This window comes from Vibrio rubrogenes (assembly GCF_059641415.1).
In genome coordinates, this window is the sequence record NZ_JCARSY010000032.1 from 1 (window position 1) to 22,264 (window position 22,264).

The following is a 22,264-nucleotide window of genomic DNA, read 5'->3' on the forward strand; positions in this document are numbered from 1 at the left end:
GGAGTTTTCACTTTCTAGCAATAGTGATCGGCGTGTGTAGTAGGTGATTCGTAAGGCCAAGAGTAGTAAAAAGAGGCTAGATAGCGTCAGAACTATCCCCAGATTCTGCGACAACCCGACCAATATCAAACCACAGCCTAACATCAAGTAATACATCAGGCCTAAGATAGCACCGGCAGTTCCCATACACTCTTTATAATGGCGAAGAGCCCGAGCCAATATGTTCGGTATTGCGATGCCGTATGCCATCACTACTAAAATCATCGGTAGTACAAACCATACAGTTCTTTCAAACAATGCTACCAAGATAGCTCCACTAAGAGAAAGAGTACAAGCCAATGTTAGCTGCGAGGGAAACTGCCAGTTTTTACTGATCAAGAGTTTGTTAAGTGTCGCACCAACACCAACACCAGCAGCCAAAACTAAGCCTGTGTATCCAAACCACTTAGCAGGGAGCCCAAGTGTAGAAAAAAGAAACGGAGCGAGTTGATAGTAACTGAACATGCAAATATTAAACAATGCAACCAACAATGCGCTAATCCAAATATCGTCATCTTTCAACATTCGAACTAAAGTGCTTAAAAATGAATTCGTAGAGACTTGCTTTGGGCGCGTTTCTGGTAGTTGGCAAAATGCATATCCTAAAAGCACTGCCGCTAGAACCGCCAATCCACTAAAAACTCCTTTATATCCCCAATTGTGCGAGTACAGCACCACTCAAAACACCCACCGCTGGGCTTACGGCCATAGCAATTCCCATAATTGAGAAAACTTTTGCCAACTCATGTCCATCAAAACGATCACGCATCGCCGTCTGTGTACCGACAGATCCAACCGATGCTCCAAACGCTGCCAGCATGCGCGAACCTAACAATACGATGAAGCTACCGCTAAGCAAAGCGACGATTGAAGCTATCAAATAGAGTATCAAACCCAACAAAATAGTAGAACGCCTTCCGATGACATCGCACATGCGCCCCCAAAAAACAACTCCTAACGCAAAGGCAAAAAAATAACATGATAACGTTTGTGCTGCCACTTCAGCACTGACATGAAATCCATCAGCAATATGAGTCAAAGCCGGGCTGTATATAGTTTCAACGATTTGAGGAAACATCATCATTGAAGTCGCTAAGGTAAGTGTAAGTCTACGTTTCATAGAAAATCCATATTTAAAAATAAGGCCTATACGGTAGCATCTTACCCACAATGACTATTACAATAAAAAAGACAATAAATTTATAAAATAGGACATCATATGGCATGGCTTCAGGCACAGGATAGTTTTAACCCAGATGAATTAGACAATAGCGTATTAGGAATTGCCGCTGAATTAGGACAGCATGATTCAGGAATTCATAGGCACGATATGGGACAAATGCTATTTTGCAAACAGGGTAGTATGCGAATAACTCTGGAAAAAAGCCTCTGTATGCTCCCTCCGGCAAGGGTAGCCTGGATTCCACCTCAGATGGACCATCGTGTTAAGGTTAACGAAGTTGTGGGCTATCGTTCAATTTACATGAATTGTAAGCGCTATAGTTGTTTGCCTGAACAGCTTACCGTCTTAACTGCTTCACCGCTGTTGCGTGAGACACTGGAACGTATTGCGGTAGCGCCGTTCAACACAGACTGGGAATCTGGTTCTTACGCTAACATTCTAGCCGTATGTCTTGATGAGATCGCATCAGCTCCGCTTGAACTAACCTTACTCCCCCTGCCAAATGATCGGCGTCTACGCCACCTAATTACTCTAGATATGCCCCCACCACTGTATGTGTTGTCACGTGATATCGGAGCTTCCGAAAAAACCATTAGCCGAATTTTTCGGCGTGAAACAGGCCTTAGTTACCAACAGTGGCGACAGCAATGGCGGTTGAACAAGTCTATTGAAATGCTATCAGAAGGCAGGAGCCAATCTGCAGTCGCTTGCAAGCTGGAGTTCTCCAGTGACAGCGCCTTTACAACTTTTTTCAAGAATATGGTAGGCTACCCGCCTAAAGTCTATATGGAAAGACGCAGGTAAACTCATTTTTGTCCCGAAACGAGTTAGAATTATTGCTCATACTATTTTTTGAAATTGGATTATGTATTATTTTATCTTATGTCTAATGTTGAGTTTCTCTCTTAAAGGTCAGATATGGGGTATCCCAAATATAGAGTAGTGTTAAGCGATTTAGGTATGTCTTCTGCTCAGCTTAATCATCTTGTTTCCTGCTTTCGTCCCAGTACGTTAGATAAAGATCAAACAATATTGAATATTGGTGACCAATTTGACGAAGTGCTGATTGTTATGCAGGGGGCAGTTCGTTGCTATTATTTAACACCTGAAGGTGAAGAAAGTAATAAGTTGTTCTTTTTCGAAAATAATATCGTATTTCCAGTTGCTCCGATTGCACGTAACCAGCCGAGTCTGTTTGGGATTGTTACTTGCGAGTCGTCATTGGTATTGCGTATGTCTTTTACTGAATTTAAACAATATTTGGTGGCTATGAATATTTGGCAACCTTTTTATCTGACTTATCTGGAATGGTTGGTAGATAGCAAAGTTCAGCGGGAACATCGACTCCTTACGCTTAATAAAAATCAGTTGATCCATAACATTATTGAAAATGAATCACAGGTAATAGACAGGATTAATGATTACCATATAGCCAGTTATTTGGGAATGAGTCCGGTAACCTATTCTCGCCTGAAACCCCGTTCTTAACATTTGATAAGGCATTACATTTTGCACTGTCTTACACTCTTCCTCAAAATAACTGAGTAAGGAACGAAGACATGGATGAATTACATTCATTCTCAGAAAAGACTGCCTTAGTGTTAATTGAATACCAAAACGAATGGGTGAGTGAACAGGGGTATTTACGTAATCATGTTGTTGTAGATTAGGCACAGTTTGAAGATGCTATTAAGCATTCAAAGACTGTACTCTCATTAGCCAGAGAAAAAGGATTTTCCATTATTCATGTCACATTACAACCAGATGAAAATTATCTCGCTTTTGGTAAAGCTAAGTATGGTATGCGGTATGTCATTCCGGAAAAGAAAACGTGGTTAGGCTTTCAGGGAGAAATACATCCGGATTTTGTACCGTTTTCTCACGAACATTTGATTTCCGAAAGAGTTGGTTCTAGTGCTTTTTCGGGAAGTAATCTTGATATATATCTACGAAATAACGGGATAGTTAATGTTGTACTGATAGGCTTTGCTACCCACGTTTGTGTCGAGTCTACGCTTCGACAAGCTCATGACTTAGGTTATAACACGTATGTTGTTACTGAAGCCACAGGAGCCTTTACTATTGAGCAGAAGCAATATTTTAGTCGGCATGTGATTCAACATTTTGGTAAAGAGATATCAGTTAGCGATTTAGCTTGATGATAAATGACAAGGGTACGACGTTGCAGGGGGAGCTAGCTAAAAGAGGTATGCCCCATTATGGTTTAAAGTAGAAGTTCATACACATTCTGATAATGTGCATTTTCTCTTAGTAAAAGTTATCCGAAGGAGTTTATAAACCTCTTAAGCTGGGAATGAGATAAATAGAGAGATAATTGATGAGAGAGTTGTTTTTCGTTGAAAAATCGGTAGCTGGAAGATGTGGCCCAGACAGTTTCAACTGGGATCTGGATAAACTTGGAGAGAATAACATTGTGGCTATTCTTTCTGTTAATGATGGTGAAATGGTACATGTTTCACGGCTGAATTCTTTGGATATTGCCTATCGTAATATACCTCTCTCAAACAATGCACCAGTTCGAAAGGGGGATTTAGAATTCTGCCTAGAAGTATTACCTCAAATAGTGGAGTTTATTAACGACTATAAAAACAGAGGAATTGTCGTGGTCCACTGTAAATCTGGTAAAGACCGAACAGGTTTAGCTTTAGCAGCATATCTCATGCTCACCAAAAATATCGAACCAAAGATGGCTATTGAAGAAATTAAAGCTGTGCGTAGTATTGCTTTTACCGCTCCGGGATGGGATCTGTTTTCACTGGAAGTTCTAACGGCATTAAATGATGCGTCATAAAATTATATTACATCCCAGGTGGGATGTGCCATTCACAGGAATACGGAATAAATGTCTGAAAAATACATGCTAAGAGTGCTAGCAATTTCTAAAAATGCGTTACCTAATTGTGTTCCTCATCCTCCTGTTGGGTGTGTTTTGGTAAAGAATGAATCCATCATATCTGAGGGATTTACCCAAACTATTGGTGGTAATCATTCGGAGGTTCAAGCACTCAACGCATATTCTGGTTCAATGGATGGTGTAACTGCATTTGTTACTCTAGTTTTCTACATTCCATTTATGTCTTATTCTGATAAAGTTTAAGTAAAACAATTTGTCATGTTCATTACCAAATGTGCAATTACTAATTATATGGAACTACTCTTATATAACGGTTCTGTATAACAACTGTTATTGTGAGGCTTATGCCGACGGGTATGTAATTAATGTGGTGGGCACTTAAAACAAATGACTCTGCAATTAAGTTTTATTTGAATGTAGGAGCTCAAAAATTAGATGAAATCTCAGTATTTCGGTTAAATCAACCTCAAATTGAGAAGTTACTAGAAGATAACAAACCAATGCACGCGACACACGCGTGATTGAAGCGTTATGTTTTTAAGATGAAAAGGGAATTCAGATGAAGATTGCATTAATTTACTTTACTCATACAGATGTCACTGGAAAGTTAGCATCATTGAGTCAGCTAAATCTGTGCTGTCTCATTTGTGCCCCAATACCTGCTAGCAACTAGGAAAAATTCTTTCTGGATGCGTAATCACCTTTGGACGAAAGTAAGTTAGAGTTTTGCTTTAGCTTGAATTGCGCTAATCATTATAAAGCCATTGGTAGTTTCAAAAATACAGGTCACCTTAATCAAAGCTCTTTTGGCTAAGCGTTGTGATGCGATGTTGGCTAATGAACTGGCCATTAATAATTATTTGGAGAAAATGGATTTATCACCAGAGTTATTTAAGATTTATCCCAATATGGATAAGCCCCTTGGTATTGATTGGTCAAATACTTATTTAGCTGAAAATCCTGAATTTCTGGAAACCTTTAATTATTTCGTTAAGCAATATAAAGCAGCTGAAGGTCACTAACGTGCGGATATTTATTTCATAGTTGCTATAACAGTTTTAGCATACTACTGATAATATGAGTTTGATGTTTTTGACAATATACCGAACCGTTCGGGCCCGGTATATTGTTGGTGATTCAGAGCATTAAACCGTACTGTTTCTTTCACTGACCACGTCACTCATATACTCAACAAACTCAACTTCAAATCCTGCCGGGTCAATAAAGTAGATATTTTTCCGGTGGGGGTGTGGCACGCCATCTTTTGCGATTTCAAATCCGGCATCAGTCAGGCGAGAGATGACCGCGTCAAGATTATTGGTGACATAAGCAAAATGAGCTAATCCAACCTGATGACCGGTCAAATCTCGGTTTTCTCCTTCGCCATTGTCACTGAGCGCCAGATACTGATAATCGTCACCAAAATGAAGCCATGTCCGGGGTTTACCATACCAGTCCGAGATGCCCTGATCTCTGATATGCCAGTGGGGGAAAACTGCCTGATAGAACTTCAGCATGGCAGGAATATCGGCTTTTCGGACAACCAGATTAACGTGCTCTAAATGAATCATCATGAACTCCTTATTTATTTTGAGAAATGATTGCCAGATATATGACTCAGCTTGGCATCAACACGTCTCATTACTCATTATTGCTAATCCATGAGAGAATATAAAACCTCAAGCTAACTTGAGGTAAAGTGTTTTTTTAATCTTTTTGATTGAACGGGTTGCAGTTTTTGAGATGGAGCACGTGTTCAGCCGGTTTTGATGGATCAGATATAATGTGATTGAGTCCAATGTACGGTTCTGCGATGATGATTTGGTCTGGCTTCGATAACGTCCGATTTCAATGTATACGTGTTCGTTTGTACCAGAAAATATGAATGAATCGAGGAGCAATTTAAGATGGAATTTCCTATCCATGGTGCCTGCCAGTGTGGTCAGGTGACTTATGAATTACTAGCTGCACCGCAAAGAGTGGCCGCTTGCCATTGTCAAGAATGTCAAAAGCTGTCCAGTGCGCCTTTTAGTGTCACTGTTATGGTGTCTGCTGAAAATATTCGTTTCTCCGGGGAAATGAAAGAGTGGTCTCGGATTGCTGAAAGTGGCAATACCAATATTGCTAAATTCTGTCCCGATTGCGGGGTTCGAATTTATCATGTCAATCCGGCGCAACCGGATGCGATTAAATTAAAACTGAAGCCAACAGGATTAGCCGATGACAGTTTGTTTGCACCGTCACTCCATCTGTGGGTAAGTGAAAAGTTAAGTTGGGACACCATTCCGGAAGGAATGCCAACCTTCGAAAAGCAAGCTTGAACGAATCGGGATTTCGTCTTGAAAGACAATCCTGATTCTTGCTGAATACCGCGAATGAAAGGCAGCCACTGTTCTGGCTGCCATTGTGATTGAAATAAGAGGGTGATTGAAATAAGCAAATTGTTGAAATCAGTCGTTGTTTAGTCTGTGTATGTTCACTTATCAGCCGTTTGGTCTGATTTGGTGTTCCAATCGGCTATGACGGTGAGTTCATCCACGGGACATTCGTAGCACTATTTTCCCGGACACTTTCAACGCATGCTCCCCGACAACCAATGGTGAACCATTAAAATCAATGGCCAGTTGTTGGTCGGGTAACCGCTGAATATCGTTGACCGAATACAGACCGTCGAAATCGATGAGATAAGTTCCGGAAACAGCTTGTTGCGCTTCCTGATCGACAATATAGGTATGACCTTCCTCGCGAATAGCAATCACGTTCGTAATGGACAATTCATCTAACAGAAATTGCTCCAGTGTGATCGTTCCATTTTGAGCCAGCTTGCCATTTTTCAACCAAAAGAGATCAATATCGATCAGCTTTTTGACCTCACTATCTTCTCCCTGATAGGCATGGGTTGCTGCATTCGGATAGGGGGTTCCTTCTCCCAGTAACAGCCACTTTAACGATATACCTTTATGCAAATGAGACCGGATAGCCAGATCAAATGGACATTTTTTACGCTGATGCCAGGTGGTAATGGTTGAAGAAGACATCTCTGCATTTTCTGCCAGAGCCCGTACACTCTTGATATCTAAGACTTCTCGGATTCTATCAGTGACTTGTTTACCAACCTGATAGTCGATTGGTGGTAATAAAACTTGTTTTTTATTCATATGCGATCAATAATGAACTCAATTGAGCATGAAGACAGAAGGGCAAGCCTGTTTCCATGCTGAACAAACAGTGCGAATCAGAATACCATCGATTGTAGGAGGGACGTAGTATCAGGTTAAATTTATTTCATATGCAAATGTGTTCTGCGATCAGTGACAAAGTTTCTGTACCTGAAATGGCGTAATTCACTTGAGTTTTAGATCCTTGATTTTGACTCAGAAAATGGGATGATACCTTGATGTCTTCTCACGTATGACTGCTTCACACAGAAGCGTCGGTACGGTGTTGTCTGATGTTTTTTCAGGGAGGAAAGGATGCAGGGATATTACATCAGCTCAGATAAAAAGGATCTCAATTTTGAGGTTATCTATTCCTATTTATCAACAAGTTACTGGTCTAAGGGCATTCCGAAGTCCGTCCTTCATAAAGCGATTGAAAATGCTTTGTGTTTTGGCGTGTACTTAGATTCCGGAGAGCAGGTTGGATTTGCCAGAGTGATCACGGACCACGCCACTTTCGCTTATCTGGCGGATGTGTTTATTCTGGAAGCGCATCGCGGCAAAGGGTTGAGTAAATGGCTGATGGCAACGGTCCTTGAGGCCCCCGACTTGCAGGGGCTGCGACGTATACTACTTACAACAAAAGATGCGCATGGCCTTTATTCACAATATGGTTTTGTTCAAGTTGAACATCCCGAAAGGTTAATGCACATCTGGCATCCCGATATATACTCAACCACTTGAAACTACACCGCGTCGCCTGTCTCGTAGAGCATCTCGGTCAATGACTGTCTGCGAGACATAAATAAGACAACTTGTCCGGCGACTTTGACGTCAGACTCGTTAACGGTCAAAGCTGAACCATCAAAGTTCAGTGCCAGTTGTTTACCCGGCAGACGTTGTAGAGTGTTAATTGATAACAGGCCATCGACATTGAGCAGATAAGTTCCGCTGACTGCTCGGGTCGCCTCCTGATCAACCAGATAAGTAATATCTCCGTCTCGGACCGCAATGACATTGGAAATCTCCAATTCATCTAAAAAGAACTGATCCAACGTCATCGTTCCGCGATGATTGAGCTGTCCATTCTTCAACGCAAACAAGTCAATGTGTACCAGACGTTTTGGCTCATCATTCACATGATACTCATGAGCGGCAGCATTCGGATAAGGATCTCCTTCATCGAGCAGCAGCCACTTTAAAGAAATCCCCTTATGTAGATGTAATCTTATTGCCAGCTCATAAGGGCAGACATTTCGTTTATGCCATGTCGCGAAAGTCGATGTCGGGACGTTGAGTTGCTCGGATAGAGCGCGCGTACTTTTGACATTTAGTATGTTGCATAGCTTTTCTGTGACCTGCTTCCCAGCAAGATAGTCAAAAGGCGGCAATGAAACTTGTTTTTTACTCATATGCGATCAATAATATCCTCAAATGAGCATGTTATGTAGAAAGGCAAGCCTGCATTACATGCTGAATAAACAATGACTTAACAGGATAACATGATGGCTTTGCTGCAAATAGCCTTAAATACACTTTTTATGAAGTCACTCCATAATCTACGCATTTGAATCAATAAAATGTTCAATTGCTATTTCCTGCGATAAGGAAATCCACAACCCATTTTGCCGAAACTATGCTGAATCGGATGATGACGGAACCCTTTCGCCTATTCCGGTCGTTGTTTTGCCCTCATTTGAGGGCTTTTTTCTTCAGCCCGGTTTCAGCGATAAATGATTGAATGACATTTTGTCTTGGGAATGATGATGATCAATGAATTCGATTTAGATACTGAAACGTCTGCGTGTGTTACCAAGAAAACGCGAAAGGGTCCAATTTACTGGAAACATTCGCCAATTTACTGGCCGGCACTTTCTTCACAACAAGCCGCACGAGAAATTCCGCTGAAGTTCGTCTCCGATAAGGTTGATATCACCATCTTATCTCCGAAGGAATGGTGGGAATTTTTGTCACTGCTGTATAGCAGAAAGCATCGACGGTCGCCTGACCATCGTAAGATGTCGCCTGATCCTCTTGCGTTATGTGCGGAATTGGGTATCACGGCTTACGTCACAACTTATAATCGTGAAACTTATCTGGTGTTACCGGGGTATCGGAAACATCTCATGACTTTACTCGCGGGTGACTACTTTCGTCACCGACATCCACAGATTTTGACTTTAGGGCTGGGCGCTTTAAGTATTGAAGCCGATGTTTCTTTGGCAACACATGTCATCTCATCGGTAGAAATATTAATCGGAGAATCGCTACATATGTTGCAATACCTTATCAACGATGAGCAACTGTTAAGTCAGTTAGGGCTTTGGCATGTATCACTGCTGGCTCAGTCGATCACCACCGCCGGTGCATCGCTATCTCTGGAAGAGTCTTTCCCTGTCTCACTCTGTGTTGGTTTAGGTTTGGTGTTGGTCAGTGTCGCTTCACCGGTATGGGAAACTGACCGTAAAACGATTTTTGCACAAGCAATGGTTGATAAAATGTCAGAGCTCGTGATCAGTGAGGCCGAACTACCGGAGTAGATTATCCCCGTTGTTACCGGTCTGACCGAAAAATTAATCAGATATTGTGTTATTGTGATGATGCACCATACTTAATTTATACGAAAAGCAGTCAATGCTAAATTTTAGGGCTAGGAAGTTTATGGATCATAATTCATAAAAATTCATTCTGATGAGAAGCTCTGAAGTGATACAGAATAAAAAGTTTCCTAAACTACTTTTGCTTTATATTTTATTGGTTGGTTTATTCCTATCATTGCTATCGACTCTTTATCGCGTTGAATTAAATGAAGTTGATACGAATCTGATTAACAATGCAACCAACCAAGTATCCAGTGCTGAAAAAGCGCTGCAAAACGCCCTGAGATGGCGTGTGAGTGATCTGGATTTTTTTGAAAAAACACTCACTCGTGCGGAGTTCGATCAATCCGGGCATCTGAATACTGAAAAACTTGCGTCGTTATGGCGAACATTTATTCAATCCCGACGAGTCTATACAGAAGTAAAATGGGTTAATTTCTCCGGGCAAGAGCAAATTAAAATAAATTATAAGCAGGGGCGACTCTTGGTTGCCCGGGGAGAGAATTTAACCAATATAAGTCAAGCGTCTTACTTTAAAGATATTATGACATTCCCTCGGAAGAAATTATTTATTTCGTCACTCAGTATTAACATCAAAGAGAGTGTCAATGCGATTGATGATGTGCCTGTTTTGGTATTTGGAGAAAAACTAGAACAAATGCCGAAAAATACGCATCTGCAAGGAGTATTGATTGTTAGTTATAAAATCGATGATTTGTTAAGTCGTTTATACAATATTAATGAGGACCTTTGGCTTTCAAATCATATCGGTCAATGGTTTAAAATTGCTTCGGATGATTCACTTGAGAAGAAATATCGACTGAAATACCAAATTAAAATGCTAATCGACCATCTTCAAGTCTGGAAAAATATCAGTACAAAAACATCAGGAACATTTGTTAATGACTATGAGTTCGGGGTTTTTGATACATTATTGACAGTGGAAAAGAGTGGCAAGCTCCAAGGCACTAGATTTTATGTCAGCAATTCAGAACGTTTGTCGCCACATTATCCATGGAAAATTATTTATTACATTGAAAAAGATAAATTGGATGTCTTAAAGAAATCAATCCATCGCTATCATGTCGTGATGATTGGGGGATTTTTCATTTTTTTCATTTTCTTTGGATTTTATATCTTCTTCATGTATTTCAAATCACAGAAGACGATTAATAAGTTATTGGTGGCAAATAAAATTATCGATAATTATGTCATTTATGCTACCGCTGATTTGAATGATCATCTTGAATCTGTGTCTGAGGCTTTTTGTCAAGTCTCCGGGTATACTGCCGAAGAGCTACAGGGTCAGTCATATTACCGACTTTGTCACCCAGATACATCTGAGGAGCTTCCGGTTGACATAAAAGATAGCATTTTGGCAGAACAGCCTTGGAGCGGGGAGATCAAAAAGCGCAGTAAAACGGGTAAGGAATATTGGGTGCTTGCTTATATTGAACCGACTCACGACGTCAATGCGCGTCTGATAGGATATACCGCCGTGGAACAAAATATTACCAACCGCAAGCATCTTGAAGTGTTGTCAGTTACGGATCGACTGACCGGTATGCATAACCGCCTGAAATTGGATGAAGCACTGGAGAAAGAAGTCTCCCGGGCAGACCGTCACCAGCGTCCTTTATCGATCATTATGTTAGATATCGATGATTTTAAAGTGGTGAACGATACCTTTGGTCATCAGGTAGGGGATGAAGTGTTATGCAAAATTGCCGAACTATTAAAACATCATGTGAGGAAGACTGACATTCCCGGCCGGTGGGGGGGTGAAGAGTTTCTGATTGTTTGCCCGGAAACCGATATCTATGGCGTACAGATTCTGGCAGAAAAAATTCGCCAATCGATCATGAACTACGATTTTGATGTTGTGGGGCAGTGTACCTGTAGTTTCGGGGTGGTGAGCCACATAGATCATGAAAGTATCGGGCAAATGATAGAACGTGCTGATATTGCCCTCTATACCGCCAAAGACAAAGGTAAAAACCGAGTCGAGTCAAGGAGCGACCTTGCGGATCTAACGCATCAGCATGATCGCTGATCACGCTACGTTATGTGTATCGTATGACCGGTTGGTTTATCGCGAATTTTGACAGTACAATACGGTCATATATCGATTTTATTGTAATTTAAAGGTCACAAATTTGTGAATGACCGTGTCAGAATGAACATGAAGAGGATAAAAAACACATTGTGATCGGTTGACCATTGCGACTTTAAAATATAAAAATACCTCCATTTGAGAAACGAAACCGCTAGAGTTTTGTACCTTGGCTTATCTTATATGCGTTACGAGTATCGCATTCACATCTATAATTTATTATGAAACTGGCGATACGATCAGTTCACAAAAACCAGTTCACAAAAACGTTGGCAGGTATAAACATGAAAAAAAATTATTCGGAATATTCCGAGCAGGCAGTCAGGAATTTTATGGCTGACCTGTTTGAAACGTTCGATTCGCAGATCAAGGAGAGTCAAGATCCTCGCGTTGAGCTGGAATTCTTCGGTGGAACCATCGAAATCCGCTTACTCTCTTTTGAAGGTGTCTATAAACCTCAGCTTGTCGCTCTTGAACAGGAATCTTCCTGAGCTTCTCCGTTGAGCTGAGAGACTTCAGGATGGAATGTCCTGTCCTGAAGTCTTACCCTGAAATCTTACAAACGTTATGCTTCTGTTGATGGGTGTGATGCAGACTCAATGATTTGTAATGCGGCCTGTAGTGCTGCCTGAAATTCAGTGAAATAATAATCTTCCCCAATCTGTTGGATGATGCCGACTTTTTGTAGTTTGTACGTGACTCGGGCATTGGCCCCGGAGATCATCACCCGGATATTTCGGCGTCTGAAATCCTGAACCATCTCTTCCAGCGTCTGTAAGCCAGTCATGTCCATAAACGGCACCCATTTCAGACGTAAGATCAGAATTTGCGGCTTGTCCGGAATACTATGCATGACCCGTTCAAAAGCATCGGCAGCTGCGAAGAAAAATGGCCCTTCCAGTGCATAAACCGCCAGTTCCGATGGCAACTGAGAGATGCCCTGACGTGCCAGTTCGTCAGCCAGTTCGACATTGGTACTGGCTTTGACTTCGACACTTGTCGCCATACGTTTGACAAAGTGCAAAACCGCAATAATCACCCCGATATTGACAGCAACAACCAGATCGGCAAAAACAGTCAGGAAGAAGGTAATCAGCAGGATCAGGACATCCGCTCTCGGGGCCCGTTTCAGCAGTTTGATAAAATGTCGGGCCTCACTCATATTCCACGCGACTACGAACAGGATCGCACTCAATGTCGCCAGTGGAATGTTCACCGCCAGCGGCGCGAGCAGCAGCAGGATAACAATCAGCGTGGCGGTATGTACCAAGCCAGCCAGCGGACTATTGCCACCGTTACGGATATTGGTCGCTGTCCGGGCGATAGCTCCTGTGGCAGCAATCCCACCGAATAGCGGTGATACCATATTGGCAATGCCCTGACCGATCAGCTCCTGATTTGAATTGTGTCTGGTTCCCGTCATACCGTCAGCAACCACGGCGGATAAGAGTGATTCGATCGCCCCCAACATCGCAATCGCAAATGCAGGGCCGATCAACGGGATCAAGTCGGCAAGGCTTGCCTGTGGCAGCGTCACTGATGGTAACCCCTGAGGAATACCACCAAATGCTGTCCCGATGGTGCGGATCCCATCCAGATGCAGGGTATTTTGTAACAGTGTCACGACCACCAACGCCAATAGCGGACCGGGAACTTTGGTCAGTTTAGGAATCTTTGGCCCGTAAATAACAATCACCAAAGATAACAGAGCGAGCCCGGTTGTTTGCCAGTCCAACTGGGGGAAAGCGTGATAGATCGACAGCAGTTTCTGATGAAAGTGTTCACCATGGATTTGCGGTAAACCGAAGAACTCCTGCCACTGTCCGACCCAGATAATGACACCGATGCCGCTGGTAAAGCCAACGATCACCGGATCAGGAATAAACCGAATGATGCTGCCGAGTTTGGTGATGCCCAACAGCAGCAAGAAGACGCCTGCCATCATGGTTGCGATTTGTAAGCCATTGATACCATAGTCGTGGACGATGCCGGACAACAGCACGATAAAAGCACCGGTCGGCCCTGCGATTTGAATGCGTGACCCACCGAACAACGACACAAGGATGCCGGCAATGATTGCCGTATACAGACCTTGTTCCGGTTTGACACCGGATGCTATTGCAAACGCCATCGCTAAGGGTAAAGCGACCACACCGACAATAACACCCGCACTAATATTCCGTAACCATTGAGAAGGATGAAAGAGCCCGGCTTTATAGGACTCATAACAGGCAATCATGACAATAACCATTAAAAGGGAAAGGAGAACCGATCTTACAACGATGTTTTACACTGTAAAGAGCAACTAGTAATAATTTTATGATTTCGGTATAAAACCAGAGCGGATGGCAAAAGATACTCAACATAAACTCAATACAATAACAACTGCTGCCGTTTATTGTTCAGTCTGAGGAATGAAGTTATGAAAATATCAGTTTTTAGCTCGAAAGCTTATGATCAGGCCTATTTTACCCAAGCTAATCAGGAGCATGGATTCGAGCTTGAGTTTTACGAAGTCCGGTTAGATAAAAAAACCGCCCGGCTCGCGCACAACAGTCCGGTGGTCTGTGCATTTGTGAATGATGACTTGTCTGAGCCGGTGCTACAGACCTTAGCTGCCAATGGCACCCGATTACTGGCAATGCGTTGTGCCGGTTATAACAATGTCGATCTGGAAGCCGCCAAAAAGTACAACATCACTGTAGTTCGTGTACCGGCATACTCTCCTGAAGCGGTGGCAGAGCATACCGTCGGCTTAATGATGACGCTTAACCGGCGGATTCATAAAGCCTATCAGCGCACCCGTGATGCAAATTTTTCACTCGATGGATTAGTCGGGTTCAATATGCATGGCAAAACCGCCGGTATTATCGGGACCGGAAAAATCGGTATAGCAACCCTGCGGATTCTGAAAGGATTCGGCATGCGGTTATTGGTGAATGACCCTTATGAAAACCCAGCGGCACTGGAGCTCGGGGCAGAATATGTTGATTTAGATACCTTATTGCAAGCGTCGGATGTGATTAGCTTGCACTGTCCGCTATTCAAAGAGAATCACCATATGCTGGATGCTCAGGCCTTTGCCAAAATGAAAAAGGGCGTGATGATCATCAACACCAGCCGGGGCGCATTACTCAATGCTCTGGATGCAATCGAAGCCCTCAAACAAGGCGTTATTGGTTCTCTGGGGCTGGATGTTTACGAAGAAGAACAAGAGCTGTTCTTTGAAGATAAATCCAACATTGTCATTACCGATGATGTGTTCCGCCGTCTATCGGCTTGCCATAACGTGCTGTTCACCGGCCATCAGGCGTTTCTGACTAAAGAAGCATTACTCTCCATTGCCAACACCACATTCGATAATGTGCATTGTTTCCAACAAGGCGTTCTCAGTGGCAATGAAGTTGAGTAGTTTTGCAAAATAAAAACAGATTTGCATTTTAAGAATGGCATATGAGTTTTACTGTATTGCGAATAGGTTGATATTTGTACGAGTTATTTAAAATCAAATAGTTAAATTAAAAATAAAAAGTTGGCACGTATACTGCATTAACTAAAGTGACCCTTATTAAGCCGAGGGTCACCTAGCCAACTGACGTTGTTAGTGAACCTAATTTGTTCATATTGATAGCCAATCACAATCTTTGTGGTTGGCTTTTTTTATTGGTGAAGATAGAAGTGACCCCAAGCCAATCACAACTTTTGTGACTGGCTGTATTGATAGAATATGGGTCGCTATGCCATTTAAACGCTAGGCGGCATGTTCTTCTTTCTGATGTCGGTAAAAGTCAGCGTCTGTCGCGGGCTCCAGCGCATTACCCAGAATGATATCCGCGGCTTTTTCTGCGACCATGATGGTCGGCGCATAAAGGTTGCCGTTCGTGATCGCCGGGAAGATGGAAGCATCAACGACACGAAGGTTATTCACGCCATGCACTTTGAGTGCAGCGTCTACGACTGCCATCTCGTCATAACCCATTTTACAGGTACAACTTGGGTGGTAAGCACTTTCACCTTCACGGGCAACAAAATCCAGAATCTCTTCATCTGTCTGAGCACTGGCACCGGGGGCCAGCTCTTCACCGCGCAGATCATCAAACGCTGGCTGAGCAATAATATTACGGGAAACCCGAATCGCCTCAACCCACTCTTTTCTTTCCTGCTCAGTAGACAGGTAGTTGAAGAAGATTTCCGGTTTTTGCTTTGGATCCTTAGATTTGATTTTCACATGACCGCGTACGTCAGTGTTCATCGGGCCGACATGCAACTGAAAACCGTGTCCGGAACGCGGCGCGCTACCATCATAACGAATGGCCAGCGGGAGGAAGTGGAACTGTAAGTTGGGATAGTCCACTTCGTTATTGCTACGGACAAAACCACCGGCTTCAAAATGGTTGGTTGCCGCAGCTCCTTTGCGTTGGAACAACCAGTCAAACCCAATTTTCGGCTGGTTATACCATTTCAGTGCCGGATACAGACTCACCGGCTTTTTACAGGCGTACTGAACATATAACTCTAGGTGATCCTGAAGATTTTCACCGACGCCGGGCAAATGGTGTACCGGGGAGATGCCCAGAGTTTTCAGCTCTTCTTCATGACCAATACCGGACAGTTGTAGTAACTGAGGCGAATTAATCGCACCGCCACAAGAAATTATCTCACCGCCATACACAGTCTTGGTCGAGCCGCGTTTGGTATATTCAACACCAATGGCAGTTTTTCCGTCAAACAGGACCCGGTTTGCGGTTGCACCCGTAATCACCGTTAAGTTTTCCCGGTGCATAACCGGATGCAGGTAAGCTCGTGCAGCACTATAACGACGTCCCCGATAAATATTCTGGTCGAAGATACCAAAACCTTCCTGTTGATAGCCATTTACATCATCAGTCAGTGGATATCCGGCCTGCTGACTCGCTTCAAAAAAAGCATTAAACAGTGGGTTATCGCAATTTGCCGTTGTGACTTTTAGCGGCCCATTTGAACCATGATACTCGTCAGCACCTTGCAAGCGGGTTTCACACTTACGAAAATAAGGTAAACAGTGTTTATAACTCCAGTCTTCCAGACCTTCTGACTTTGCCCATTTTTCGTAATCCATGGCATTACCACGGATATAGATCATACCGTTAATACAACTGCTGCCACCCAGAACTTTCCCTCTCGGCTGAGCAATCTTACGGTTATGCATATATGGTTCAGGCTCTGATTCATACAGCCAGTTATATGTGCCGTCTGTCAGCAAATAAGTCAGTGCTGCCGGCATATGAATACGGAAATCGAATCGGTGATCCGGACGACCTGCTTCTAAGACTAAAACCTTGTGCTTAGGATTTGCACTCAGCCTGTTTGCCAATACACAACCCGCTGAGCCACCGCCCACGATAATGTAATCGTAAGTCTGTGCCATTAAGTATCCTCCATCGCTTTATTTGTTTTTTCCAAGTGCTATCTGCCCGGGCAATATGTGCCCAGAGCGATATGGCTTGGAGTCATATTGATTTCTTAGTTTGAATGCCGATCCAGACATTCCTGCAATAATAAGTAGTGGCGGCTAATCGACGCCTGAAGTTTGAGCGGCTCTCTGTTAATAATCTGCTCGGCGGTATGACGCCAGTTTTCGACCGTCTTACGCAGAAAATCGGGATCGTTGTAGAGGTTGTTATCATAAGAACCAAACCCTTGTTGCATCGCGTGCATGACCCATTCAAAAATGGCGTTATTGGCCATTTCAGCCATGAGTATATTCAGCCTGCGATCAGCTTCTGCCAGTTCACCAAAATCCAGAGAAGGCTGGGCGGCGATATTTTCCAGATGCTCGACGCATTCCAGCATTTGTGATTTCTGCTTTTCTGTCGCACGCGATACAGCGAACAGTGCAATACTCTGATCGACACTTTCCCGGAACTCAGCTATCTCATAAGCATCGATATGCTTTTGTTTCAAAAACAGAGCCAAAGACTCACTGATGTTCGAAACATCGACCTGCTTAATAAATGCGCCACCTTTAGGGCCTTTGCGTATTTCTATCAGCCCTTTTTGTTTCAAAGCTCTGATCGCTTCTCTTATCACGCCACGTCCGGTTCCGAACTGGATCTGCAACTCCCGCTCACTGGGAAGAGAGTCACCGGGAAGTAAAGTCTCATTCAGAATGGCTGATTCGATCTGAAGAGCGATATCTTCACTTGCTCGCCCAACCTGGGCTGGTGTGAACAAATTGTCTGTTGTCGATCTATCTGCTGCCAAATTTCCACCTGCACTATCTTGTTTGCTGTATTCTTATTGGTACTACCAATATACTAGCAATTGTGAGGGTTACTTTGCAAATTCGCTAAAATTCGTTAAATAAACATTGTTTTGGTACTACCTTATGGTTTTATACATGTAACATTTTGATTTATATGCCTAATATCCGGGAATGAATACCACTTTTAATGATTAGAGTTCTGATGAAGATTATTAATGAAATTAATTTTTTACTATAAAAAACAATTAATTATAAATATTTTATAATGTTTAATTCATTAGACACACAAACTAAATATATTTGATATAAGCTTCAGAACATGTGATGAATCGCCATAGTCAATGGCAATATCAACAGGCTGATTTGGGAAATTTAGCTGACTTGCTTTCACGCGTATTTTCACATCGAGGTAAGGATATTATTCTGAAAGTTGGATAAATTTGGCACCAGCCATAAATGCACAAAAAAAGTAGGTGTTACACCTATATACAATTCTCCTCTTAATTCATTGAAGCGAATATCATCAACTTCAGTGAAGATGTTTGATAGCGATTTTCAAGGTTCTAAGTATTCTGTGATCGTCTTCTGTCAACTCCAGCTTTTTTGTTAAACGAACAAAAAGAGTGAAACCGAGATCTGCTTCAAGCTTTTTAATTCTCTGGCTTACAGCTCTTTGAGTTAGGCGCAGTTCTTCGGCAGCTGAAGTGAAGCTCAGCAATTTTGCTACAACGCTGAGAGTATAAAGGTTTGCTAATATATTTTGCTTATCTGCCATCTTCTAGAATGTGCCTATGTATTAGAATTATTAATTCATAAGCACTAAGATTTCGTTTGTCGATGCCGACTTTCTCGTATGAAATTAACACGAGGACACATGAGGGAGTAATTAGAAGTGAATAAGAAATTAAAAATTGTGGTGATTGGTGGCGGCTCTAGTTATACACCGGAACTCATTGAAGGATTAATTAATCGCTATGAAGAGCTACCAGTCGGTGAACTATGGTTGGTAGATATCGAAGATGGTCGCGAAAAGGTTCAGATTATTTCAGAACTGGCTAACCGAATGATAAAAAACAAAGGCTTATGTATCGAGGTTAAAGTAACTCTCGACCGTCGTCTTGCGTTGGAGGGAGCAGATTTTGTTTGCTCACAATTTAGAGCCGGCTGTCTGGAAGGTCGAATTCGAGATGAACGGATTTCCTTAAAATATGGAATGATTGGGCAGGAAACAAATGGTCTTGGCGGCTTTGCCAATGCTTGCAGAACGATTCCAATCACATTGGAAATCTGTAAAGAAATGGAAGAACTTTGTCCTGATGCATGGCTACTTAATTTTACAAACCCATCAGGTATGGTTACAGAAGCGGTCCTAAAGTATACCAATGTCAAAGCTATCGGTTTATGTAATGTTCCCGTCATCATGGAAAAAGGTATCGCCCAAATCATTGGTGCAGATGAAGGTGATTTCATTATGCAAGTGGCTGGATTGAACCATCTAATTTGGGCGAGAAAAATACTCCACGACGGAACAGATAAGCTAAGTGCTGTTATGGATGAGATCCTCAAAGGAAATGATCCATTGGTACCTTCTAATATTCCGCCTTTTAACTGGCCTCAAGATCTACTAAAAGACATGGGAATGATACCGTGTGCCTACTTACGTTATTACTACACCAGTGACGACATTATGCAGCAAGAGCAAGAAGAAGCCGAAGGTGAAGGAACTCGAGGAGAAGTAGTTAAAGCAATGGAGAAACGTCTATTCGATATCTACAAAAATCCAGAGCTGGCAGAAAAACCGAAAGAGTTGGAAAAACGTGGTGGACAATATTATTCAGAAGCTGCATGTGAACTAATGTCTTCAATTTACAACGATAAACGTACAGTTATGCATGTTAATACGCGTAATAACGGAGCTATTAATGGTTTGCCAGATGATTGTACTGTAGAAGTTAGCTCCCTTATTACCAAGAACGGTCCATTACCTTTAAATGTTGAGCCATTCCCATCTGATACACTGCGTCTTATCCAGCTAATGAAAGAATTTGAAACCCTTACTGTTGAAGCTGCTGTGAAAGGTGATTTAGTTGCTGCAAAACGAGGATTAATTTTAAATCCGATTGTTAACACAGGTAAAATTTTAGACGAAGCGCTTAAAGAGACAGTAAAAGAAAACTTAGATTACATGCCTCAGTTTCGTTGGATGTTTGAGAAAAGTTAATTACAAGATTTAACAACGACTAACAAGGCTATTATGTTGAAAAATATATAATATCTCTATTAATAATAACAATAAACATCTACCTCTATCTCTATTATTAAGGACTAAATTATGGCGACGACCATGGATAAATTAACAGCTTTCCTTGATCGGTATTTTGTACCATATGCTGCAAAGGTTGCTAACCAAACACATTTACAAGCAATAAGAGATGGCTTAGTGATGTCTATGTCACTAATTATTGTGGGCTCAGTATTTTTGATCATCGGAAATATTCCTATACCCGGCTATCCAGACTTTATGGCATCTATCTTTGGTAGTGGCTGGAAACAAGCACTATCTATTCCCGTGAATGCAACTTTTGGTCTGCTTGGGTTATTTGTTAGTGTGGGTGTTGCCTATCGTCTAGCTGAAAAATACTCTCTTGACACAATAACATCAGCTATCGCTTCTGTTACCGCATTTATGATCGTATCTCCATATGAAATTCAAGTGTTTATCAAAGAACTTGATAAAACAATAGATGTTACAGGGATAAACCTGAATTATATGGGAGCTAAAGGGATGTTCGTTTCCATCATAATGGCGATTATTTCTGTTGAAATTATGCGATTCTTTGTCAAAAGAGGAATTGTAATAAAAATGCCTGAGAGTGTTCCATCGGCAGTATCAAAATCATTTACGGCACTAGTTCCCATTCTATTCATCGTTCTATTCGCTCTATTGATACGCGTTGGAATCGAAAAAACGAGTTGGGAAAATGTGCATTTATTGATTCAAACATTTGTTTCTAAACCGTTACTACATGCCGGCGGATCATATTGGGGTGCTATGTTAACCACTCTTTTCATTAGTTTACTATGGGCAATCGGTCTACACGGTTCAACTATTGTTCAAGCCGTTATGATGCCAATTTGGTTAACATTAATGGACCAAAACCGAGTAGCTTTTGAAGCAGGTCAAGATTTGCCAAACGTTGTAACCTTTGATTTCTTCTACTTTTCAACCAAAATGGGAGGGGCAGGATCTACTCTGATGCTGGTCTTTTTCATGGCATTTCTGGCTAGATCACAACATCTAAAAGAAATTGGTAAACTTTCGATAGTTCCTGGTATTTTCAATATTAACGAACCAGTAATATTCGGGGTTCCAATTGTCCTTAACCCTCTATTGTTAATACCTTTTATCACGGCTCCATTAGTGGCAACAACAACAACTTACTTTGCCATGGCAACAAATTTAGTACCAAGATTAACAGGTGTAACATTGCCGTGGACAACACCTGTAGGTGTGTATGGTTTCTTAGCAACAAATGGTAGTTTTCTTGCAGTCATCCTGACTGTGTTTAATTTGCTGGTTATTGGTGCTATCTACTACCCATTTTTCAAAGTTTTTGACAAACAAAAGTGTCAAGAAGAAATGAAAAACCAACAAGATGAAACACTTATTCAGCAAGAAGAAGTTAAAGCATAATAATTAATGAGGTGACACGATGAATAAAATTATACTGTGCTGTATGGCTGGAATGTCTACAAGTATGCTAGTGAACAAAATGAAGCAAGCTGCCGTAGAAGCGAATATCGATTGTGAAATTGATGCAATTTCTGCTGACCAAGTTAAATCAAATTTAAAAGGTACAACAGTCGTTTTACTCGGGCCTCAAATTAGACATAAGCTACCAGAAATAAAGAAAATATGTGACGAAGAAAGTATTCCATGTGATCTTATAAATATGATGGATTATGGTGCTATGAATGGTAAAAAAGTTCTAGATTTTGCTTTAAAAATTTCAAAATCATAGACCAGCTATTCAACGAATAGTATATATGAA

At 41.8% G+C, this 22,264-nt stretch carries 20 protein-coding genes and 3 pseudogenes; 15 read left to right on the forward strand and 8 right to left on the reverse strand.

Going from position 1 to position 22,264, the window contains the following annotated elements:
• Positions 1-1,159 (reverse strand): annotated as a pseudogene (locus AC55NX_RS16920) (MFS transporter); the annotation flags it as partial.
• 99 nt (positions 1,160-1,258) lie between these two features.
• On the opposite strand from AC55NX_RS16920, the gene AC55NX_RS16925 reads away from it, so the two are divergent.
• From AC55NX_RS16925 to AC55NX_RS16950, 6 genes and pseudogenes are all read left to right on the forward strand, one after another.
• Positions 1,259-2,026: an AraC family transcriptional regulator gene (locus tag AC55NX_RS16925; protein ID WP_496996803.1), complete on the forward strand. Its 768-nt coding sequence runs from the start codon at positions 1,259-1,261 to the stop codon at positions 2,024-2,026.
• A gap of 156 nt (positions 2,027-2,182) precedes the next feature.
• Positions 2,183-2,710, forward strand: a complete 528-nt coding sequence (locus AC55NX_RS16930; protein WP_496996804.1) for a Crp/Fnr family transcriptional regulator — start codon at positions 2,183-2,185, stop codon at positions 2,708-2,710.
• A 197-nt stretch (positions 2,711-2,907) separates the two neighbouring features.
• Positions 2,908-3,381 (forward strand): annotated as a pseudogene (locus AC55NX_RS16935) (cysteine hydrolase family protein); the annotation flags it as partial.
• A gap of 179 nt (positions 3,382-3,560) precedes the next feature.
• On the forward strand, positions 3,561-4,034 hold the full coding sequence (locus tag AC55NX_RS16940; protein WP_496996805.1) for a dual specificity protein phosphatase family protein: 474 nt from the start codon (positions 3,561-3,563) through the stop codon (positions 4,032-4,034).
• A 51-nt stretch (positions 4,035-4,085) separates the two neighbouring features.
• Positions 4,086-4,298 (forward strand): annotated as a pseudogene (locus tag AC55NX_RS16945) (riboflavin-specific deaminase); the annotation flags it as partial.
• A 563-nt stretch (positions 4,299-4,861) separates the two neighbouring features.
• Positions 4,862-5,119 (forward strand): hypothetical protein, encoded by a 258-nt coding sequence (locus AC55NX_RS16950; protein WP_496996806.1) that lies wholly within the window; start codon positions 4,862-4,864, stop codon positions 5,117-5,119.
• A gap of 123 nt (positions 5,120-5,242) precedes the next feature.
• Here AC55NX_RS16950 and AC55NX_RS16955 read toward each other — a convergent pair whose 3' ends face one another.
• Positions 5,243-5,668 (reverse strand): VOC family protein, encoded by a 426-nt coding sequence (locus tag AC55NX_RS16955; RefSeq protein WP_496996836.1) that lies wholly within the window; start codon positions 5,666-5,668, stop codon positions 5,243-5,245.
• 336 nt (positions 5,669-6,004) lie between these two features.
• On the opposite strand from AC55NX_RS16955, the gene AC55NX_RS16960 reads away from it, so the two are divergent.
• Positions 6,005-6,418: a GFA family protein gene (locus tag AC55NX_RS16960; protein WP_496996807.1), complete on the forward strand. Its 414-nt coding sequence runs from the start codon at positions 6,005-6,007 to the stop codon at positions 6,416-6,418.
• A 210-nt stretch (positions 6,419-6,628) separates the two neighbouring features.
• Here the strand turns inward: AC55NX_RS16960 and AC55NX_RS16965 are convergent, their stop codons facing one another.
• Positions 6,629-7,255, reverse strand: a complete 627-nt coding sequence (locus tag AC55NX_RS16965; RefSeq protein WP_496996808.1) for a helix-turn-helix domain-containing protein — start codon at positions 7,253-7,255, stop codon at positions 6,629-6,631.
• A gap of 315 nt (positions 7,256-7,570) precedes the next feature.
• Between AC55NX_RS16965 and AC55NX_RS16970 the strand changes: the two genes are divergently transcribed.
• Positions 7,571-7,999: a GNAT family N-acetyltransferase gene (locus tag AC55NX_RS16970; RefSeq protein WP_496996809.1), complete on the forward strand. Its 429-nt coding sequence runs from the start codon at positions 7,571-7,573 to the stop codon at positions 7,997-7,999.
• Positions 8,000-8,001: 2 nt separating this feature from the next.
• Here AC55NX_RS16970 and AC55NX_RS16975 read toward each other — a convergent pair whose 3' ends face one another.
• Positions 8,002-8,667 (reverse strand): phage repressor protein CI, encoded by a 666-nt coding sequence (locus tag AC55NX_RS16975; protein WP_496996810.1) that lies wholly within the window; start codon positions 8,665-8,667, stop codon positions 8,002-8,004.
• A 354-nt stretch (positions 8,668-9,021) separates the two neighbouring features.
• On the opposite strand from AC55NX_RS16975, the gene AC55NX_RS16980 reads away from it, so the two are divergent.
• The 3 genes from AC55NX_RS16980 (at position 9,022) to AC55NX_RS16990 (ending at position 12,459) form a co-directional block, all read left to right on the forward strand.
• Positions 9,022-9,795, forward strand: coding sequence for a hypothetical protein (locus AC55NX_RS16980; RefSeq protein WP_496996811.1), 774 nt, complete (start codon positions 9,022-9,024; stop codon positions 9,793-9,795).
• 166 nt (positions 9,796-9,961) lie between these two features.
• Positions 9,962-11,908, forward strand: a complete 1,947-nt coding sequence (locus AC55NX_RS16985) for a sensor domain-containing diguanylate cyclase (protein WP_496996812.1) — start codon at positions 9,962-9,964, stop codon at positions 11,906-11,908.
• Positions 11,909-12,252: 344 nt separating this feature from the next.
• Complete coding sequence (locus AC55NX_RS16990) at positions 12,253-12,459, forward strand: hypothetical protein (protein WP_496996813.1); 207 nt, start codon at positions 12,253-12,255, stop codon at positions 12,457-12,459.
• 74 nt (positions 12,460-12,533) lie between these two features.
• Here the strand turns inward: AC55NX_RS16990 and AC55NX_RS16995 are convergent, their stop codons facing one another.
• Positions 12,534-14,207, reverse strand: coding sequence for a SulP family inorganic anion transporter (locus tag AC55NX_RS16995; protein WP_496996814.1), 1,674 nt, complete (start codon positions 14,205-14,207; stop codon positions 12,534-12,536).
• A gap of 183 nt (positions 14,208-14,390) precedes the next feature.
• On the opposite strand from AC55NX_RS16995, the gene AC55NX_RS17000 reads away from it, so the two are divergent.
• Positions 14,391-15,380 carry a 2-hydroxyacid dehydrogenase gene (locus AC55NX_RS17000; RefSeq protein WP_496996815.1) on the forward strand — a complete coding sequence of 330 codons (990 nt, stop codon included), beginning with the start codon at positions 14,391-14,393 and terminating at the stop codon, positions 15,378-15,380.
• 339 nt (positions 15,381-15,719) lie between these two features.
• On the opposite strand, the gene betA is transcribed toward AC55NX_RS17000, so the two are convergent.
• The 3 genes from betA to AC55NX_RS17015 form a co-directional block, all read right to left on the reverse strand.
• A complete protein-coding gene (betA, locus tag AC55NX_RS17005; RefSeq protein WP_496996816.1) occupies positions 15,720-17,375 on the reverse strand; it encodes a choline dehydrogenase in 1,656 nt (551 codons plus the stop codon).
• Positions 17,376-17,470: 95 nt separating this feature from the next.
• Positions 17,471-18,211, reverse strand: a complete 741-nt coding sequence (locus AC55NX_RS17010) for a FadR/GntR family transcriptional regulator (RefSeq protein ID WP_496996817.1) — start codon at positions 18,209-18,211, stop codon at positions 17,471-17,473.
• Between the two features lie 530 nt (positions 18,212-18,741).
• Entirely contained in the window at positions 18,742-18,987 is a 246-nt protein-coding gene (locus AC55NX_RS17015; protein ID WP_496996818.1) for a LysR family transcriptional regulator, read from the reverse strand.
• Positions 18,988-19,104: 117 nt separating this feature from the next.
• On the opposite strand from AC55NX_RS17015, the gene AC55NX_RS17020 reads away from it, so the two are divergent.
• The 3 genes from AC55NX_RS17020 to AC55NX_RS17030 all read left to right on the forward strand — a co-directional run bounded on the left by AC55NX_RS17020 (position 19,105) and on the right by AC55NX_RS17030 (position 22,234).
• A complete protein-coding gene (locus tag AC55NX_RS17020; RefSeq protein ID WP_496996819.1) occupies positions 19,105-20,433 on the forward strand; it encodes a 6-phospho-beta-glucosidase in 1,329 nt (442 codons plus the stop codon).
• A 111-nt stretch (positions 20,434-20,544) separates the two neighbouring features.
• Positions 20,545-21,906, forward strand: coding sequence for a PTS cellobiose transporter subunit IIC (gene celB / locus AC55NX_RS17025; RefSeq protein WP_496996820.1), 1,362 nt, complete (start codon positions 20,545-20,547; stop codon positions 21,904-21,906).
• Positions 21,907-21,925: 19 nt separating this feature from the next.
• On the forward strand, positions 21,926-22,234 hold the full coding sequence (locus AC55NX_RS17030) for a PTS sugar transporter subunit IIB (RefSeq protein WP_496996821.1): 309 nt from the start codon (positions 21,926-21,928) through the stop codon (positions 22,232-22,234).
• The last annotated feature ends 30 nt before the right edge of the window (positions 22,235-22,264 follow it).

Bases quoted from the DNA above. Each gene is read 5' to 3' on its own strand.
- AC55NX_RS17015 (WP_496996818.1), bottom strand. From the start codon at position 18,987: ATGGCAGATAAGCAAAATATATTAGCAAACCTTTATACTCTCAGCGTT.
- AC55NX_RS16965 (WP_496996808.1), bottom strand. From the start codon at position 7,255: ATGAATAAAAAACAAGTTTTATTACCACCAATCGACTATCAGGTTGGT.
- AC55NX_RS17030 (WP_496996821.1), top strand. From the start codon at position 21,926: ATGAATAAAATTATACTGTGCTGTATGGCTGGAATGTCTACAAGTATG.
- AC55NX_RS16975 (WP_496996810.1), bottom strand. From the start codon at position 8,667: ATGAGTAAAAAACAAGTTTCATTGCCGCCTTTTGACTATCTTGCTGGG.
- AC55NX_RS17000 (WP_496996815.1), top strand. From the start codon at position 14,391: ATGAAAATATCAGTTTTTAGCTCGAAAGCTTATGATCAGGCCTATTTT.
- AC55NX_RS16930 (WP_496996804.1), top strand. From the start codon at position 2,183: ATGTCTTCTGCTCAGCTTAATCATCTTGTTTCCTGCTTTCGTCCCAGT.
- AC55NX_RS16995 (WP_496996814.1), bottom strand. From the start codon at position 14,207: ATGATTGCCTGTTATGAGTCCTATAAAGCCGGGCTCTTTCATCCTTCT.
- AC55NX_RS16940 (WP_496996805.1), top strand. From the start codon at position 3,561: ATGAGAGAGTTGTTTTTCGTTGAAAAATCGGTAGCTGGAAGATGTGGC.
- AC55NX_RS16990 (WP_496996813.1), top strand. From the start codon at position 12,253: ATGAAAAAAAATTATTCGGAATATTCCGAGCAGGCAGTCAGGAATTTT.
- celB (WP_496996820.1), top strand. From the start codon at position 20,545: ATGGCGACGACCATGGATAAATTAACAGCTTTCCTTGATCGGTATTTT.
- AC55NX_RS16970 (WP_496996809.1), top strand. From the start codon at position 7,571: ATGCAGGGATATTACATCAGCTCAGATAAAAAGGATCTCAATTTTGAG.
- AC55NX_RS16980 (WP_496996811.1), top strand. From the start codon at position 9,022: ATGATCAATGAATTCGATTTAGATACTGAAACGTCTGCGTGTGTTACC.
- betA (WP_496996816.1), bottom strand. From the start codon at position 17,375: ATGGCACAGACTTACGATTACATTATCGTGGGCGGTGGCTCAGCGGGT.
- AC55NX_RS16960 (WP_496996807.1), top strand. From the start codon at position 6,005: ATGGAATTTCCTATCCATGGTGCCTGCCAGTGTGGTCAGGTGACTTAT.
- AC55NX_RS16925 (WP_496996803.1), top strand. From the start codon at position 1,259: ATGGCATGGCTTCAGGCACAGGATAGTTTTAACCCAGATGAATTAGAC.
- AC55NX_RS16955 (WP_496996836.1), bottom strand. From the start codon at position 5,668: ATGATTCATTTAGAGCACGTTAATCTGGTTGTCCGAAAAGCCGATATT.